The sequence below is a fragment of the Bythopirellula superficialaquae genome (assembly GCF_059632245.1).
In genome coordinates this window covers 5,277,044-5,294,148 of the sequence record NZ_CP197426.1, presented here as the reverse complement: position 1 = coordinate 5,294,148, position 17,105 = coordinate 5,277,044, and the positions used below count along the sequence as shown (strand labels likewise).

General features: G+C 56.8%; 19 protein-coding genes. 7 read left to right on the top strand and 12 right to left on the bottom strand.

Annotation, left to right across the window (positions count from 1 at the left end):
* Positions 1 to 242: 242 nt before the first annotated feature.
* Positions 243 to 1,535: an outer membrane protein assembly factor BamB family protein gene (locus SH678x_RS21965; protein ID WP_496920610.1), complete on the top strand. Its 1,293-nt coding sequence runs from the start codon at positions 243 to 245 to the stop codon at positions 1,533 to 1,535.
* Positions 1,536 to 1,605: 70 nt separating this feature from the next.
* On the opposite strand, the gene SH678x_RS21960 is transcribed toward SH678x_RS21965, so the two are convergent.
* Positions 1,606 to 2,952 carry an ATP-dependent 6-phosphofructokinase gene (locus SH678x_RS21960; protein ID WP_496920609.1) on the bottom strand — a complete coding sequence of 449 codons (1,347 nt, stop codon included), beginning with the start codon at positions 2,950 to 2,952 and terminating at the stop codon, positions 1,606 to 1,608.
* A 67-nt stretch (positions 2,953 to 3,019) separates the two neighbouring features.
* Entirely contained in the window at positions 3,020 to 4,021 is a 1,002-nt protein-coding gene (locus SH678x_RS21955) for an NAD-dependent epimerase/dehydratase family protein (RefSeq protein WP_496920608.1), read from the bottom strand.
* A 179-nt stretch (positions 4,022 to 4,200) separates the two neighbouring features.
* On the opposite strand from SH678x_RS21955, the gene SH678x_RS21950 reads away from it, so the two are divergent.
* The gene (locus SH678x_RS21950) at positions 4,201 to 5,364 is read left to right on the top strand and encodes a GNAT family N-acetyltransferase (RefSeq protein WP_496920607.1); all 1,164 of its coding nucleotides are present in this window, start codon (positions 4,201 to 4,203) and stop codon (positions 5,362 to 5,364) included.
* A gap of 11 nt (positions 5,365 to 5,375) precedes the next feature.
* Here the strand turns inward: SH678x_RS21950 and SH678x_RS21945 are convergent, their stop codons facing one another.
* The 3 genes from SH678x_RS21945 to SH678x_RS21935 are packed head-to-tail and all read right to left on the bottom strand — an operon-like array spanning position 5,376 to position 7,020.
* Entirely contained in the window at positions 5,376 to 5,849 is a 474-nt protein-coding gene (locus SH678x_RS21945; protein ID WP_496920606.1) for a putative toxin-antitoxin system toxin component, PIN family, read from the bottom strand.
* Entirely contained in the window at positions 5,846 to 6,103 is a 258-nt protein-coding gene (locus tag SH678x_RS21940) for a hypothetical protein (RefSeq protein ID WP_496920605.1), read from the bottom strand. The genes SH678x_RS21945 and SH678x_RS21940 overlap by 4 nt, the downstream gene beginning before the upstream one ends.
* Before the next feature lie 56 nt (positions 6,104 to 6,159).
* Positions 6,160 to 7,020 carry a glycosyltransferase family 2 protein gene (locus SH678x_RS21935; protein WP_496920604.1) on the bottom strand — a complete coding sequence of 287 codons (861 nt, stop codon included), beginning with the start codon at positions 7,018 to 7,020 and terminating at the stop codon, positions 6,160 to 6,162.
* Between the two features lie 295 nt (positions 7,021 to 7,315).
* Between SH678x_RS21935 and SH678x_RS21930 the strand changes: the two genes are divergently transcribed.
* Complete coding sequence (locus SH678x_RS21930) at positions 7,316 to 7,618, top strand: hypothetical protein (RefSeq protein WP_496920603.1); 303 nt, start codon at positions 7,316 to 7,318, stop codon at positions 7,616 to 7,618.
* A 206-nt stretch (positions 7,619 to 7,824) separates the two neighbouring features.
* A complete protein-coding gene (gene rimI / locus SH678x_RS21925; protein WP_496920602.1) occupies positions 7,825 to 8,541 on the top strand; it encodes a ribosomal protein S18-alanine N-acetyltransferase in 717 nt (238 codons plus the stop codon).
* 76 nt (positions 8,542 to 8,617) lie between these two features.
* Here the strand turns inward: rimI and SH678x_RS21920 are convergent, their stop codons facing one another.
* From SH678x_RS21920 to SH678x_RS21900, 5 genes are all read right to left on the bottom strand, one after another.
* Positions 8,618 to 9,100 (bottom strand): YfcE family phosphodiesterase, encoded by a 483-nt coding sequence (locus SH678x_RS21920; protein ID WP_496920601.1) that lies wholly within the window; start codon positions 9,098 to 9,100, stop codon positions 8,618 to 8,620.
* Positions 9,097 to 10,203, bottom strand: coding sequence for an ATP-grasp domain-containing protein (locus SH678x_RS21915; RefSeq protein ID WP_496920600.1), 1,107 nt, complete (start codon positions 10,201 to 10,203; stop codon positions 9,097 to 9,099). Before SH678x_RS21915 ends, SH678x_RS21920 begins: the two co-directional genes overlap by 4 nt.
* A 19-nt stretch (positions 10,204 to 10,222) precedes the next feature.
* Positions 10,223 to 10,585 (bottom strand): nucleotide pyrophosphohydrolase, encoded by a 363-nt coding sequence (locus SH678x_RS21910; protein WP_496920599.1) that lies wholly within the window; start codon positions 10,583 to 10,585, stop codon positions 10,223 to 10,225.
* Between the two features lie 82 nt (positions 10,586 to 10,667).
* Positions 10,668 to 11,636: a hypothetical protein gene (locus SH678x_RS21905; RefSeq protein WP_496920598.1), complete on the bottom strand. Its 969-nt coding sequence runs from the start codon at positions 11,634 to 11,636 to the stop codon at positions 10,668 to 10,670.
* A gap of 94 nt (positions 11,637 to 11,730) precedes the next feature.
* Positions 11,731 to 12,648, bottom strand: coding sequence for an NAD(P)-dependent oxidoreductase (locus SH678x_RS21900; protein WP_496920597.1), 918 nt, complete (start codon positions 12,646 to 12,648; stop codon positions 11,731 to 11,733).
* Positions 12,649 to 13,137: 489 nt separating this feature from the next.
* On the opposite strand from SH678x_RS21900, the gene SH678x_RS21895 reads away from it, so the two are divergent.
* Complete coding sequence (locus SH678x_RS21895) at positions 13,138 to 13,386, top strand: hypothetical protein (protein WP_496920596.1); 249 nt, start codon at positions 13,138 to 13,140, stop codon at positions 13,384 to 13,386.
* A gap of 49 nt (positions 13,387 to 13,435) precedes the next feature.
* Here the strand turns inward: SH678x_RS21895 and SH678x_RS21890 are convergent, their stop codons facing one another.
* Positions 13,436 to 13,699, bottom strand: a complete 264-nt coding sequence (locus tag SH678x_RS21890) for a hypothetical protein (RefSeq protein ID WP_496920595.1) — start codon at positions 13,697 to 13,699, stop codon at positions 13,436 to 13,438.
* A 93-nt stretch (positions 13,700 to 13,792) separates the two neighbouring features.
* Positions 13,793 to 15,493 carry an NADPH-dependent assimilatory sulfite reductase hemoprotein subunit gene (locus tag SH678x_RS21885; RefSeq protein WP_496920594.1) on the bottom strand — a complete coding sequence of 567 codons (1,701 nt, stop codon included), beginning with the start codon at positions 15,491 to 15,493 and terminating at the stop codon, positions 13,793 to 13,795.
* A 138-nt stretch (positions 15,494 to 15,631) separates the two neighbouring features.
* On the opposite strand from SH678x_RS21885, the gene SH678x_RS21880 reads away from it, so the two are divergent.
* Both SH678x_RS21880 and folD read left to right on the top strand, forming a co-directional pair.
* Positions 15,632 to 16,159 carry a phosphatidylglycerophosphatase A family protein gene (locus SH678x_RS21880; protein ID WP_496920593.1) on the top strand — a complete coding sequence of 176 codons (528 nt, stop codon included), beginning with the start codon at positions 15,632 to 15,634 and terminating at the stop codon, positions 16,157 to 16,159.
* Positions 16,160 to 16,224: 65 nt separating this feature from the next.
* Entirely contained in the window at positions 16,225 to 17,082 is an 858-nt protein-coding gene (gene folD / locus SH678x_RS21875) for a bifunctional methylenetetrahydrofolate dehydrogenase/methenyltetrahydrofolate cyclohydrolase FolD (RefSeq protein WP_496920592.1), read from the top strand.
* The last annotated feature ends 23 nt before the right edge of the window (positions 17,083 to 17,105 follow it).

Sequence of the window (17,105 nt, the reverse complement as noted above, 5' to 3'; positions counted from 1 at the left end):
GTTTTACGCGCTGCTCCATGGTAAGGAACCACGGGGTCGATGGTCTAGGTGCGAAAAGCAGCCAACTCTTTGGGAAAACTTCGGAAAATGCGCAATTGAGCGTTTTGTCACCGCGAGGCCCTGTAATTAGAATGGAACGGGCCTGAACAGTCCCGGCACGAGCAGTTTGGCTAACTTTTCGTTTACCATTGTTTCGCTCGTGACAGACTCCCCTGATCTTCACCGTGTGAGTAATACCCGCAATGACTGCCCCGTCACGATATTCGTTCGTCTCGCTAGCAAGCACGATGGCTGCCGTTTGCTTGTTCACTCAATCCGTGCTCGTGGGCGAGTCGCTTGTCAGCTATGAAATGGCAACCCCCGCCGGGTTGGAGCGTTCCTGGTTTGGGCAAGTGCAACTCGACGTTACACGGCATCGCGTGGAGAATTGGCTGCTCTACAAAGACAATCTGTTGGCTTTGACCACCGCCGGGGCGCTGCATTCGTTCAATGCCGAGACGGGCGAGACTTTGTGGGTGACTCAAGTCGGACCGCTCGACATGCTCGCCTTGGGGCCTGCGGCAAATGACAATTACGTTGCGTTGGTGAGCGGAGCGAATTTGTATGTCGTTGATCGGTCGACAGGAAAATTGCTGTGGTCTCGCATGTTGGGTAGCGCCCCCGCGGCGGCCCCAACCCTGAGCGACGAGTATGCCTACGTTTCATTTTTCAATGGCCGGATCGAAGGTTATAAACTCGACGAACCCAAAGCTAATCCCTGGTATTCGCAATCCATAGGACGGATTTTCCACAGCCCGACCGCGAGCGGCCAAGTTGTCACCTGGCCGACGCAGCGTGGCTACTTGTATGTGGGCAACGCCAACAAGCCACGAGTGTTGTACCGCATAGAAACGACTTCCCCCGCGACAGCACCCCCGACCGAAGCTGATCCTTTTTTGTACGTCACTTCCGCGGATGGCAACATCTATGCTTTCGACGAATTGAGTGGTAAGGAACGTTGGCGGTATGCCATGGGTTACGTTGGCACGAGCCGCCCGGCGGTGGTGGGCGACCGGCTCTATGCAACTTCCAGCGAACCGATGCTGCATGCCATGAATTCCCAAACTGGTGAGCCATTGTGGACGGTCCCCAACATTACGCAGTTTGTCGCACAAGGGGGTAAGCACGTTTATGGGCTCGACGACAGGGGACGCCTGGTGATCGTCGATTTTGAAACGGGCAAATACATCGACACACTCCCAGGTGCCAATTATCGGGCGGTGTTCAACGAGCAATCGGATCGCGTGTTTCTGGTGAACAGTCGTGGTCTGGTGCAAGCCTTCCATGAAATCGGCGCGAACCTACCGACCATGTATCGCCAGTTGGCTAAGGAAGAAGTTCCGGAAGAAGGCAAACCCGCCGCTGAAACGGCACCTGCCGTGGAACAAGTACCCGTGGCACCGACCCAGCCGTTGGATGAAGAGCCCGCCGACGAGGCGACGCCGTTCCAAGAAGAAAGCAGCGGCGACGATAATCCGTTTGATTTTGAAGGGTAGGTCAGGCTGCATAGAACCTAGTCTAGCCGGACCGCCACGCGGTCCGTGCCCGGAGGGCGTGGCCCTCCGGCTAGTGGGATGGTTGTGATGAGTCAGGCTTATACCACTTCTCTTGGCCGGTGAGAGCTTGGACCGACGTCCACAACTCCCCTTCGAGCGACATTTCTTTTTTGGCGTCGCTCGAGAGTGCGAGCGGAACGTGAATGAGATGACTGTGCCAGAGGCCAATCAATACGTCCGTCTTGCCCGCCATGCAGGCGTGGACTGCGGCACGAGCCAATCGCGCGCACAATAAGCTATCCGCCGCGTTGGCTGGCACGCTGCGAATGTGATAGCTGGGGTCGAAGTATTTCACCGAGACAGGAATCTTGTGATCCTGGAAATGTTTCTTGATTTGTTCGGCAAGATATGGCCCCACGTCGCCTAGCTTTTTATTGCCCGAGGCATCGTGCCCCGTGGGGCATTCGTCGAGCCATTCCTGGCCCGCCCCTTCGGCCACAACCACGACCGCGTGTTCCTTAACTGCGAGCCGGCGTTCGAGTGCGGCCAGGAAACCGTTGGAGCCATGAAGTTGCACCGGGACTTCGGGCACAAAGGCGAAGTTGGCTTCGCCGCTGGCGCAAACGGCTGCCGCGGTGATGAATCCCGCGTGGCGGCCCATAAGCTTTACGAGTCCCACGCCGTTGAGCACCGACTTGGCTTCGACATGCGCCCGATCGATGACGGTCTCGGCTTCTTCCACCGCGGTTTCAAAACCGAACGTTTTGAAGCAGTATTTAATGTCGTTATCGATTGTTTTGGGAATGCCAACTACTGAGATATCGAGCCCACGACGGGTGATTTCTTCGGAAAGCTCATGAGCACCGCGCTGCGTGCCATCGCCACCGACGCAAAAGAGGATGTTGATTCCCTGGCTGACAAGAAAATCGACCATCACTTGCGATTCGTGCGGGCCGCGTGAAGTGCCGAGGATCGTGCCCCCCTTGTGATGGATGTCTTCCACGTCTTCATAGGTAAGTTCGACCGGAGGGCGACCTACGGCAGGGTTGAGTCCCTGATAGCCGTAGCGAATACCCAGCACACGCGGCACGCCATAGTTGAGCGTCAGTTCCTGCACCAGACTGCGAATCACATTATTGATGCCGGGACAAAGGCCCCCGCACGTGACAATCGCCGCGCATGTTTTCTCCGGATCAAAGAACAGCTTATGCCGAGGACCGGCCAGCTCGAACGACAAATCACACACGGGCTCACCCGGCACAAACCGTGGTTCGTAATACAATCGAAACCGGTCCGAAACAAAATCGCCGATGTCGTCACCCGAAACGAACGACAGCGGTAGCGGCGATCGAAACGTCGCTTCACCGAGCGTGGCGACGTTAAGTTGTTCGAGCGTGAGATCGGGGAGCTGATGCATGGCACGGCTTTATGGCAACAAGTGGGAAAGCCTTTATTGTCCCCTGTAACCGCCCAGCCGCAAGCGGTTAGAGCCAACCATGCTCGCGATACCAATTGGCTGTATCGGCAAAGCGTTGTTCGAGGGAAAGCGACGGCTGATAGCCCACTTCGCGGCGAAGTTTTTCGTCGCTACATTCCCAACCACTGGCAACCGCTTCGCGCATTTTATCCCAATTCAGGAGCACGGGACGTTTCCGCAGACGGCCGAAGACCTCTCCCATACCGCCGGTGAGCCAGAAGATGATTTTCGGTGTGGGAACAACAAAAACACTTCGTCCCATACTCGTGGCTGCGAGTCGGCCCATGTCGCTGTACGTGCTCGTGGGCCCTGAGGTGATGTAATAGATACCGACGGACGGATCGTTACGAGTTACGCGCGAACCGCGCTCAGCAAGTTCGATCATCCCCGTGCACAAATCAGACACGTGGACCAACGACATTGGCATCCGTCGCAAGCCGGGGACGAGGTGCAAGTGTGTCACCAAGACGCTTTTGAACAACTGCAAGCTGTTACGATCCGCGGGGCCAAACACGACGGGCGGACGGATAATGGAAAGACGCACACGGTCCGCGAATTCCGTGGCCGCCTGTTCCGCGGCGAGCTTGCTCATGCCATAGGCGGAGATCGGAATGTTGGCATCCGTTTCACGGCGAGGCGTGCCGGGGAGGCTCGGTCCACCGGCGGCAAGCGAGCTGACCATCACCACCGTCGGGGGCCGGTCGCACTCGGAGCAGGCTTGCATGACCGCGCGTGTCCCTTCGACGTTGTCGACGAAAAACTCCGCGCGTTTCAGAGCCGCCACGCGCCCGGCGACATGATAAACGACATCGACATCGGTCACCGCGCGAGCGATCGACTGCGGGTCTTGCAGCGAGCCAACACACAGTTCCGCGCCTAGGGAGGCAAGTTCGCTAGCGCGTGAGGGATCACGAACCAAGCAGCGCACAGACCAGCTTCGTGCGCGCAGTTCCGCCACGAGATTGGAACCGACAAAGCCGGTTCCCCCGGTGACGAGTGCTCGCTGCATAATACCCTTCCGATCACGTAGTTCTCGGCGCTCAATGCCCTCAAAATTTGCGGCGATTTGCTTGTGCGTCAAGAGCAGTCCGTGCCGGAAGGCGAGAATTCATTTATTGACCGTTCCGCACTCAGCCGATTACAGTGGCAATTCGCTTGTTCCTCTCATCCGCTAGACAAATCGCGGCTATGCCCAAACTGGAAGTCATCCCCGTCTCCACGCGTGCCGAGCGCAAGCTCTTTTTTAATTTCCTCTGGGATCACTATCGGGGCGATCCGCATTGGGTGCCGCCGCTTCGTTTGGTGCAAAAAGAGCTGCTCAACTACAAGTATCATCCGTTTTACGACGACGCGGAGATTCAAACATTTGTCGCGCTCCGCGACGGTAAGCCCTGCGGCCGAATCGCGGCGTTTGTGAATCATGCCCACAATCGCTGGTACAAAGAGAAACGGGGTTTCTTTGGTTTCTTTGAAACCGAGGAAGATGAAGAGGTCACCGGCCGATTGTTTGACGCGGGGCGAGCTTGGTTCGCAGAACGGGGTATCGAAGCGATTCGCGGCCCGCTGAATCCTTCGCTGAATTATGAGTGTGGCTTGTTGATCGAAGGTTTCGATGATCCCCCCTGGTTCATGATGACCTACAACAAACCTTACTACGGTCGGTTGATCGAAAACTACGGCTTCCGCAAAGCGCAAGATTCTTATGCGTTCTGGGGCCACATCAGCATGCTCGAAGAGGTTTCGCAGCGATTGCAGGCGATGAGCCAAATGCTTTTCGATCGCTTTCCGCTCAAATGTCGGCCGATGAGTACGAAGCATTTTGACCGCGATGTAAAGACGTTTCTTGACATCTACAACCAGTCGCTTGTTTCGACGTGGGGCTTTGTGCCGATGTCGGAAGGGGAAGTGAAAAAACAAGCTGCGGGGCTCAAGCAGATGATTGTCCCCGAGCTGACCACGATTGCCGAGATCGACGGCAAACCGGTGGGGACGATGTTTGGCCTGTTGGATTACAACCCGCGGATCAAGGCGATCGACGGCAAGTTGTTCCCGTTTGGATTCATCAAGTTGCTGGGCAATCGCAAGGCGATCAAGCGGATTCGTTTGATCAGCACCAACGTGCTCCCCGAGTATCAAAGCTGGGGGATCGGCATCGCGCTTGTGGCACGGCTGGTGCCCGACGCCCTCAAGTGGGGCATCAACGAAGCGGAATTCTCCTGGGTGCTCGAAAGCAACGACCTTTCTTACAAGACCCTCAAAAAAGGTGGCGCGAAAGTAACGAAACGCTATCGCTTCTACGATTACGGCCCGAAAGATACCACGGCCAACGCGAAGTTCATGGTGCATGAATAAAAGGATTAGCTTTATTCGCTTACGTCGTGAATTCGCGCCAAAAGTTGATCGGGCGTCATGATCAATAAGTCAGGAAACTGCAGGCGAAACTGTTTGCCGGTTTCTGTACTCACATCGTTGAGAGCCAGCAAGTCTCGATCACGACTGGCGATCAGATGGGCGTTGCAAGCGGCGGCGAGATCGACGTAATGCTCGTCATCTGGATCACGTGGATAGGTAAACACGTGTGGAATGTCGTCGAGAAGAATAGCAAATCGACGAATTGAACGTAGAAAGTCCGTGACACGAGCAGGCGTAAAGCCGAACTTCGCAGCTAGTCCAGGTCGCATACACACATTGTTAAGTTCGTTCAGAACGTATTCCGAAGCATACAAATCAAACGATGATTTTTCAGCGGCCTCCAAGCAAGCTCCGGCAGGACCGTTTGGCCCAATAAGAGCTTGAAAGTAGACGTTGCAATCGAACACAATGCGATCGCGAGTCATAGGACTCTTTCACGCCTTTCGCGGCGCATCGCATGTTTTTCTGCTTCGAAGAGTTCAACCGCTTCATCCTCAGTCATGCCTGACTCAAGAAATGCTTGGCGAACCGGTGCGAGAGATTTTTCTAACTGTTCGTTGGCCCGAAGCTGCTGCTCGATAGCGATAATCGCTACCTTTTCAGGGATGCTGCCAATCGCGGCGGCGCGTTCTTGAAGCTGGGCGGCCAGATCGTCGGGAACTTCGATTATCAGGGACATAGTAATTCTCCGTGATCCCATTATATCACGTTGGCAAGCACCGACTCAAATCCGCTCTACCGCCGATATTTCACGATACACCACATCGCGTTGATGGCGTCGCGGAGGCCGATTTTTTTGCCTTCGCTGTAGTCGCGGCTGTCGTAGCCGACGGGGACTTCGACAATCGTTTCGCCGATGCAAGAAAGCTTGGCGGTGAACTCTGGCTCAAAACCGAAGCGATCTTGCTCCAATTCAAACTGTTCGAGCAATTCGCGGCGGAAGACCTTGTAGCAGGTTTCCATGTCGGTGAGTTGGTGGCCCGTGAGGAAGTTCGAGAATTTGGTCAGCAGCCAATTCCCTAGCCGATGGAGCCGCGAAGGATCTTGCTCGGCATTGGCCAGGAAGCGCGAGCCGTACACGACGTTGGTTGTGCCGAGTTCCAGTGGTTTAAGCAACAGTGCGTAATCGCGGGGGCTGTATTCCAGATCGGCGTCTTGAATGAGAATGACGTCGCCGCGAGCTTCGGCGAACGCGGTCCGCAATGCGGCCCCTTTGCCGCGGTTATAACCGTGGAACAACACCTTCACGTCGGGTTGCTTGGCCAGATCGAGCAAAACACTCCGCGTGCCGTCGAGGCTGTAGTCGTCGACGATGATGATTTCGGTATGCAGGCCGACTGCGCGGATGCGCATCACGATCTCGGCGATGGTTTCGCGTTCATTGTAAACGGGGATCACCACCGACACGGCGAGCGTTGTTGCCTTGCGCTCTGCGGCGGGAGGCAGTGCGTCGAGCGTGGCGAGATCATGGAGTGCTTCTTCGGCCGCACTGAGCGTTTTTTCCAGCCGCTCAACATAGCTGACATCCGCCGTCGGGGCGGGGAGGCTCAGCGTTTTGGTTTGTTCGTTGGGCAAATTCTCGGTCGACGTGCTCATGATGCGGCTCGGTGGGGAGGCAAGGCAGGCGGGACGGCACGCGTCAGATCAGGCACAACCCTTAAGCCTGACGCAGAGTGTTAAGTCACCGCACAACTTTACCCCACGCCAGGGCGGGTGCCGGGGCAATCAATCCCGCTGCGGCATGTTCACCGCGTACGCCTCTGCTGCAACCGCTGCGACCGTGCCGAGCGGATTAAAAGGATTGTGAGTGATGCGAGAGCATGCGAGAATTGGGGGTGGAGGTTTGTGTCGGACATACTTGCTCTTAAGAGATTCACCCAAGGTAGATTAAATGGCCGAACTTGCCGAAGTCCGCCGTGTTTTGGCGAACTGGATTTCACTAGCGTATTCTCCTGAAACGCATCTGGTTGATGGTGTAACGCCTGCGGAATGGGTTGCTGACAATTTTTTGAAATGGTGGCACACCGAGGTATTGGAAAGTTTGACTGATGCTGGTGCAGCGGTTTCGTCTGCCCAAGCCCTCGCAGCTGCTCAAGAAAGAAGCGACCTGACATTCGATGAGATAATTCACGAATTAACTCATGCGCACGAAGCTCTCGCGGATTTGCAAAACACACTTGGATTTTTGAAGTAGCTACCCCTAGTACCTCTCTCCACCTTCTGCCCCCAAGTCGACATCTTCTCCGGGTGCTAGCGGTCTTGGATTTCCCGGAATTCCGGGGCCCATGATTCTCGCTTGGCACCGTTTCGCAACTTTGGTAGCCTTCCTTTCCACTCGTCGAGAGGTCCTTTTGGGATAGTCCTTTGGGATAGCTTTTCTCAGCATGAGGCGACGGTGGGATGCGACACGAGGATCGCAAGAACGACGGTAACACGCCGACGCCGGAGGGTTGGCTGAGCAGAATCCGCGATTGGATGGCTCGGTCTGACGCCCTTGCCACGGCCGCCGGTGATGGTGCCAACACAGAAACCATTTCAGAAACCCTGAATTGCGATAGGCCGACACGGAAGGAGGCCGATATGAGCCGCCAAACGAGCAGCGAATCGACCGATCAACAAGTGCGCGTACATATCCGGTGGATGATCCGCCGCGACATGCCCGAAGTGCTTGCCATCGAGCAAGATAGTTTTGAGTTTCCCTGGTACGAAGAAGATTTCATTCGCTGCCTGCGGCAACGCAATTGCATAGGCATGGTCGCCGAACATGGCGAGCGGGTCGTAGGCTTCATGATCTACGAGCTGCACAAATCGCGGCTGCACATTTTAAACTTCGCCGTCGCCAAGGGAATGCGTAATCGCAGCATCGGTCGGCAAATGGCCGACAAGCTGGCGAGCAAACTTTCCAGCCAACGCCGCACGCGAATCACGCTCGAAGTGCGCGAAACAAACTTGCCCGCGCAGCTGTTCTTCAAGAAAGTCGGCTTCCGCGCGACGAACGTGTTGCGTTCGTATTACGAAGATTCGCCGGAAGATGCCTACGTGATGCAGTTCCAATGCGCCGCCGAAGAATTTGCCGATTCGTTCCCAGTCAATCGCATCGACCGTTTGGCGGGTTAGTGTTAGCCGGTAGTGTCCCACTGCCGTTCGTAACGCTCAACATACGTTTCAACGGCATCGGGACGATGCCGGCTAACTATAAGGTGATGATCTCGGCGTGCATCGTGTCGAGATCGACGATCGCGAGCGAATGGGGATTCGCGCGGTAGAGCGCGCCCGGGTTGAGCACTATGGTGGATTCCACACGCTCGAGTTTGGCAACGTGCGTGTGGCCATAGCAGACCAAATCGTAATCGCCGCTCGTGCGGGCATCAAAAAACTTGTTGTGATCGTCGCCGTGCAAGAGCGCGATCCGTCGTCCGCCGATCTTCAGATCGCCAAACACGCCTTGGCTCGTGAGTCCTGCCTGCTTGATCGCGGCGGTAAGTTCCTCGCGATGGTAATCGCAGTTGCCAAAGACAAAATCGGTCGGCCACGGCTTGAAGAACGCAGGGATTTCCTCGGTGCCGATGTCGCCGCAATGCAGCACTCGCTCGACTTCCAAGCTTTCAAGCATGTGAACCGCGGCTAAGGTATTGCCCACGTGGCCGTGTGTGTCGCTGACGATGCCAATTCTCATACGTGCCTCCCGACGCTCTCCGTATAAAGTTCGTTTTCCAAGGCCAGAACTTGCCGGCACAAATCCTGTTCGACATTTTCCAATGTTTCGCCACGCGCGAACACCGTGAGAATCGGCTCGCCCACGGAAATTTCGGTGCCAGCATGGGGAATGTCAGCCAGCTGTGGGGCTTCGAGCGAACCGGTGCGGCTGAGGAGTTGCTCGCTCGTTGCTGGAGAAATCACGAGCGGCTGCTTGGCATAAAGGATGACCTTGCCTGCGGCAGTAACCGAGTGTGGCGGGAAGGTTTCAACGTGAAAACCAAACGAAGCAAGATGTTCGGCAAGTAGATTACTGCCAGTCACTCGTTCCACGATTTCTACTGCCCCCGTCACGCGGGGATTCACTTCGATGATCCAGGGCCGGTTGCCATCGAACACAAAATCAACGCCGAACAGACCGCGTAGCCCCATCGTCGACAGCACACGACCGAGCATGGCGAACTCGTCGACGATTTCAGATGAAAAATCCCAGGGCGCTAGCGTGCCGCTGTATTGGAATGGATTTTTAATAAGTTGCCGCGTGATGCCACGAAGTTCCCCATTGATGTAAATGGCCGAGCCTGATTCACCGGGGATGAAGCGTTGAAAGTAGCCAACTGTTGGCGGCTCGTTTGGAAGGCGACTGACTCCGCTGCCGTTGCCACCTTGGCCCGTCTTGTGGAGCCAGTCACCATCACCGGGAGGTGAACCATCACACAGTTTGGTTTCCGGAAAATTCAGTCCTGCTGTGCGGACCACTTCCTGCAATAACTTCGGATCGCGCACGCGCCGTAATGCGTTCCCTTGCATTCCCATGAGCGGCCGTAACTTGGCCATGCGTTCAATCAGATCGGGATGGTTTTCGAGCGCCCCCGTGTAGAGCCAACCATCGCAGGCTGTTTCGGCCAGCCAATCGGCGAGCGCATGCGGGTAATCAGTGATTTGCGTGGCGGGACAAACTCGCCGCAGGTCCGCGTCGGCAAACAGATCTGCGGCCACGACTTCGCAACCCGTACGCAACAGCGAGAATGCGCATCCACGAGTGCTGGCTCCGACGACGGCGATTCGAGGGCGAGAGTTCATGCGACCATGGTTGTGCGAATCACGTGCCCTTCGTGCCAAAGCGGCCACGGAATTGATCGGCCGGATATTTCGCGACGTTCTTCCGCATTTTGTCGCGGTGAGTGCTGGCAACATCGATGTTCAGTGAGTTGGCCAGCGCGAGCGTATAGCTCAATACGTCGGCCAGTTCTTCGCCAATGGCTGCCAGCTTGGCGGGGTCTTCAGCGAGTTTTCGCGATTCGCCGATATCGATCCACTGAAAATGCTCCATCAATTCCGAAGCTTCCACTGCCAACGCCATCGCTAGATTCTTAGGCGAGTGAAACTGTTCCCAGTCACGCTCGACAACAAACTGGCGGATGTTTTCACGAAGCTCGGCAATGGTTGTTTCTGAATCGTTCATAAGGTTTTTTCACGCAGAGGCGCTGGGGACGCAGGGTAGCCGCTTGCGGCTTAGCAGCCGAAGATTGTAGCAAAAATTTGCCTTACGCGGCGAAGGGCAGGATTTGCTGCCGGGGTGGATTGCGGCTTTCGCAGAGGCGTGCGCGATAGCCGTCCGCCAGATGCCCCATCACTTCCAGGGCCAGCAGATCGGCGCGATTCATCACGTGCCGCGCGGAGCGGGTGCCGAGGCCTTCGACGAGTTCTTCCAACACTGCGACGTGAAGTTGCAAAGCCCGTTGGGCCGAGACTTCGGCGCTCGCGAGCAAGTCGGCGAGCTTGGCCATTTCGCCGCTCAGATTTCCCACGCCCATGATGACGTACGTCCGCAGTAATTCGCGATAGTGCGACACCAGCGCGGCGGGCAAATCGGTTGTGACCTGTTCTATGCACGTGGCCGTTTTTGCGAGGCAATCATCCAAACCATCGACGCCAACCGTTGATTCTTTGACGGGCGGTTTGCCGAGCGATTCCAAGTCAGCGATCAATTGACGCTGTTGTTCGAGCAGTCGCTGCGCTTCGAGATGTTCTTGCTTGAGCTTTTGCTTTTGGGCATGCACGAGGCGGCGATTCTCGCGCAAGAGTTGATTGCGTTCGATCGCGCGAGAGAACTTCCACAACAAACCACGAACAGTGGTTTCGGCCACGCAGCAATAGTCGTCGGCCCCCACTTCGTAGCACAGGGCGTCGATCTCTTGCGGTGGGAGCGAACCCAATACAAGCATTGGTTCTTCGTTGCCACCGGCACGCAGGCCTTCCACGAAATCCAAAGCATCGAGTTGACCTGGCTCGTGTGTGACAAGCACGGCATCGAATACTTCGTCGCGGAGGCGAGTCAGGCCCGCGGTGATGCCGATCACTTCGGTGAGCGCGACTTGTGTTGCGCTATCGGCGGCAAAGGCTTCGGCCAACCAGCCCACGTTCCGCTGCGGCGTCGAGATCACGAGCACCTTCAAACAGGTCGGCAACGAACCGGGAGTACCGGTTACTGATTCCGATTGTGAAGTCTTCATGGCCGCGACCCCGGGGGGAAGAGAATTTTGCGGCGTGACTGTAGATGTTTGTCGGCTAGCCGTCAATTGTGACCCGCCGCTCGCGTCTTAGCGCTCATTCCCGATTTCGCCAATCAACGCCCGACATCTCCGCCAGCGTGAGCATCAGCGCATGGGTCCCCTGCCGGGCATGGCCCCGCTCGGCCAGTCGCCCGTACAACTCGCGTGCTAGCTGAAGGCCGGGGAGTTTGAGCCCCATGTGGTGGGCTTCCTCAAGTGTGATCTCCATGTCCTTGATGAAATGCTCCACGAAGAAGCCGGGATCGAAGTTGCCCGCGATTATGCGTGGCCCCAGGTTGGCGAGCGACCAACTTCCTGCGGCCCCGGTGGAGACTGATTGCATGACCTTGTGGAGGTCGAGGCCGGCGCGATAGGCGTAGAGCAGCGCTTCGCAGACGCCAATCATGTTCGTGGCGATCAGCGTTTGGTTGACCATTTTGGTATGCTGGCCGGCACCGGGTCCACCTTGCCAGATCCAGGTCTTACCCAACGCTTCCCAGCAGGGGGCCAGCGCTTCGACCGTTTCTCGCTCCCCGCCGATCATGATCGACAGCGTGGCATTGCGTGCCCCCACGTCGCCGCCGGAGACGGGGGCATCGATGCAGATCACTTGCTGGTGGGTGGCCGCCTCGGCGATCTGCATGGCCAGTGAGGGCTTGCTCGTCGTCATGTCGACAAGCACGCTACCTGCGCGGCAACCTGCTAAAGCTCCATGCGTGCCAAGGAGGATTTCTTCGACATCGTGGGGATAGCCCACGATGGAGAACGTCACATCCGCTTGCTCGGCGACTTGCTGGGGCGTGTCGGCCCAAGCCGCACCTTTCTCCACGAGAGGATCGGCTTTGACCCGCGTGCGATTATGAACAGTGACAGAGTAGCCCGCGGCGAGCAAATGGCCGCACATGCTCGACCCCATCACGCCGGTGCCGATCCAGCCAATGCGGGTTCTTTCTGGGGAAAAACGAGAAGTCATGGCAGGGCCCTTGCGGAATCAGACAGGTCACCCCTCCAATATAGCCGAGTCGTCCCGGCTCGGTCATCCGCTCGGTTATCCGGCTCGGATATTTTAAACAGCGCATAAAAAAGCCCTCACCACATAGGAAGCTATGCATTGTCTGCTAACTCCCCTGCCCCGATGCGTGGTGAGGGCCTAATATTGATTGCGACAAACATGCCGCGTCACTTGTCTATCGGATAGACAAAGGTGTGTCCCAAAACTCAAATTGGCAAATCGGCGTGTGGAAAGCCGTGATGGTAAAAACTTCCAGGGTGAAAACTCGCCACGTTTAGTAGCAATTCGGCTTACCTTGTCTTGGTTGCCTAGAATACAGATTCGGAAGAACCGATACCAATTACGAGTGACAAGAACGTGTTTTAATGTCAGAATTGAGTTTATGAGAACCCATGTGTCCTGCGGCAAGTCGCGGTTGACTGGCCGTCAAGTTCACCCCGTGAGGTGGTTATGACGCCTGAACTTCCCCGGTGGAAACAAGCCTTGGTCGGCTTTATTCAGAACCTCGTCCAAGAGACGACCGACCATCTGCGGCTTTTGGTCGATCATTCGCAGCTCAATCGTCGCACCCGAGCCGCCATGAAGTCCGGTCGTACTGTCCGGGCCAGTTTTTTGGCGATGCGGCATCACCAGCGCCGCTTGGCCCGCCGTCGCGAAATCCGCCAACTGGTGGAAGGCCCTGTCAGCGCGAATCAATAAGAATACTGGCGACGAATTGCAGACCAAAAGATCTCAGCCATCGCTGAGATTACTTGCGATCTTGAGCCGCGATGCGATCTTCGTAGTCGAACACATAGTGATCGATGCAGGCCAGAATACCCATCGCCAAGGCCGAGGCCACGAACGACGCCGCGGCTTGGCCGCTCTGGATCAGGTATTCTTTCGACCCTTCAACGTTCATGTGGCGGGCCCATTCCACGAGCATCCAAACGGCTTCGCAGAGAAAGACGATGCCGAGGATAAACGCGACCCACGCCGCGGTTTCAATCATTCGTTCGAAAAGCCATGCCATCGCGACACCTATCTCGCTTGCGTAGGAACCTGATCGACAGCACGATAGCGTATCACAGGCACAACCGGGAAGCCATGGTATGGACCTGAGCTGCTAAACCGGCACGTCGCACTTGGCGAGCAGGTTCTCGAGCCCCTGCCGATGGCAGAAATCGCCGAACGATTCATCCGCTTCGCGGGCTTCCTTGAAGTAGCGGAAGACCTGCACCAGCGCGGGGATCACCTCGGCTTCGGGAACAAGATCCTTGTAGATAAAGTTCAAGCGATCACCCATCACGCGGCCACCCAGGAAGACCGTGTACTTGCCGGCCGTCTTGCCGACCAAGCCGATATCCGAGTTGTAAGGCCGTGCGCAACCGTTGGGGCAGCCGGTCATCCGCATCGTGAAGACTTCATTGCTGAGATCTAGCTTGGCAAGTTCCGTTTCGAGTTGATCGACCAACGTCGGCAAGATGCGTTCGCTTTCGGTGATCGCCAGACCACACGTGGGGAGTGCGGGACACGCCATCGACCACCGGCGGGTGTTGGTGATCTCTTCGGTAAGCGGGACACCATAACTCCGCAGAGTGTCTAAGAGCGGCTGTCGATCGGTTTCCTTGAGATCGCAGAAGATAATGCTTTGATGAGGCGTGAGCCGCAGCGGTGGAGCCATCGTGCCACAGATTTCGCGCAAGGCGGCTTTGAGGCGGTAGTCTCCTTCGTCCTTGATACGGCCATTCTCGACGTTCAGGCCATAGAAGAACTTGCCGTCGCCCTGGGCCTGCCAGCCCATGCCGTCGTTAAAGCCATAAACATGCGCCGGCCGCGGGGCCGGAAGCGAGCCACCGTAATACTCTTCGACCTTTTGCTTAAAGCGATCGATTCCCCAGTCGTGAATCAAGTATTTCAACCGCGCGACCTTGCGGTCGGCCCGATTGCCGAAGTCGCGTTGGACTTTGACGATCGCCGTCATCACGTCCATGGCCTGTTGGGGCGTCGCGAAACACATTGGCAGTGCAATCGCGGGGAAGGTTTTCTTGGCACTGGGCGTCGTGCCGAAACCGCCGCCAACCAGCACGTTGTAGCCAACGATCTTCCAATGCTCGCAGATGGCCAAGAGGCCCAAGTCTTGGGAATAAACGTCGGCACTGTTGTCGCCGGGGAGCCCGATGCCAAACTTGAACTTGCGCGGCAAATAGGTGGGTCCGTAAATCGGTTCCACCTCGGCGGGCTTCGACGAATCGACCAGCTGCTTCTCACCGTTGGAATCGTCCGTCAACCACAGCTCGTGATAAGCGCCGGTGTGGGGCGTGAAATGAATTTGAATCTGCTCGGCCATTTCCTGCATTTGGTCGTACACAGGATCGCCCTTGTAGGGGCAGGGCGAGCACATCACGTTGCGCTTCACGTCGCCGCAGGCGGCAATCGTGGTGAGCTGAATATCGTTGATGCGGCGGATCGTCTTTTTGACGTCGTCTTTCAGAATACCGTGCAGCTGGAGCCCCTGACGAGTCGTGATTCGCAAAGTCGTGTTGCCGACTTCGTCGCACAGGTCGATTTCGGCCAGCAATTGTTCGCTCGAAAGCATCCCACCCGGGATCGCCGTGCGGACCATAAAGCTGAACGACTTGCCCGACTTGCGGTCGTCGCGGTTGTCCTGCTGGTACATCCCATGATGCTTGAGCAGCTGGATGCTTTCCTTGCCAAAATGGTCGGAGCCGTCAGCCAATTCCTGGGCAATCGTGCCGCGCAGGAAATTGCTTTCTTGTTTGATATGCTCAACCGGGCTTAGCTTTTCAGTAGTTTCTTCGCTCATCTCGTTCGAGTGGTCTCCGCCCCGCACAGATTGCCTATTTCAGTCAAAATCCCAAGTAGTGCATGATACTCGGAAGGCCGCCGTTCGACCATATTGGCTCGCTTGTCGGAAAACGTGCTGGCGTCTAGGATGCCGACCATGAAACGCCGTCTACGCTACGCCCCCTCGCTGACCGACCGCCTCGCCGTCTGGATTGCCACCGGATTTGGCATTGGGCTGGTGACCCCCGCGCCAGGGACCGTTGGAGGCCTCTTGGGCTTGCCCCTGTCTTGGGCCATTTTTCAACTCCCCACGCTCGGTTGGCAGGTTATCGCCACCTTAGTAGTGGGACTCATCGCGACGAATATTTGTTCGCGGGCCGTGCGAATGATTGGTGGTGATGACCCGCAGGAAATCGTGCTCGACGAAATCGCCGTGCTGCCAATCGTTTATTTGGCCAGCGGGCTGACCAATTGGCGGGTGCTGTGGGTTGGCTGGTTGCTGTTTCGACTGTTCGACATCACTAAACCCCTGCCTGCGCGAAATCTCGAAAAACTCCCCGGCGGTTGGGGCGTAATCGCCGACGACGCGGCCGCCGCGTGCTATGCGTGTCTCACGCTGTGGATTCTGCAGGGACTCGACCAGACCTACGCCTGGGGCCTGCTCACTCCGATAGTTGTGAGTTAAACTATTGCCGATTGGGCGCCGCTGCTGGCTTGCCCAGCAGTGTTCTTGTTCTTGAAGTTCCTGCCATGCCTGCTCAAATTCTCGACGGCAAAAATCTGGCCAAGCAAATTCGCCGCGAGTTGGCCGACGAAGTGGCTGCGTTTCACAAAGAGTCGGGCATTACCCCCACGCTCGCAGCGGTGCTCGTGGGCGACGACCCAGCAAGCGAAGTTTACGTCCGCAACAAACGCCGTGATTGCGAAGAAGTCGGCATCGCTAGTGTCCTCGAAAAACTTCCCGCCGAGACGACGCAGGAACAACTGCTTACGGTCATCGAACAGCTCAACGAAGATACCCGCATTCACGGCATCCTCGTGCAACTGCCATTACCCAAACAGATCGACACCGAAGCCGTTCTCGAAGCGGTGAGCCCCCACAAAGACGTCGATGCGTTTCATCCCGAGAATGTGGGACGACTCGTCCAAGGCCGGCCAGTGTTCCTGCCTTGCACTCCGCATGGCGTAGTGGAACTTTTGAAGCGCAACAATATTCCCACCGCAGGTAAGCACGTCGTGGTCGTGGGTCGCAGCGATATCGTCGGTAAGCCGCTTTCGATTATGCTGGCCCAAAAAGGGGCTGACGCCACGGTCACACTCTGCCACAGCCGCACAACCGATTTGCCGAGCGTCACGCGGCTTGCGGATATTTTGGTTGTGGCCATCGGCAAGCCCAACTTTATTACCGCCGACATGGTCCGTCCCGGCGCGACGGTCGTCGACGTCGGCATCAATCGGGTCGAATCCCGGCTTGTGGGCGACGTCGACTACGAACCCGTGAGCGAAGTCGCGGGCGCGATCACCCCCGTCCCCGGCGGCGTGGGGCCGTTAACGCGTGTGATGCTGCTGGTGAACACACTGACGGCAGCGCGACGAAGTTCGCAGTAGTTGACAAATTTAGCCGCGAAACA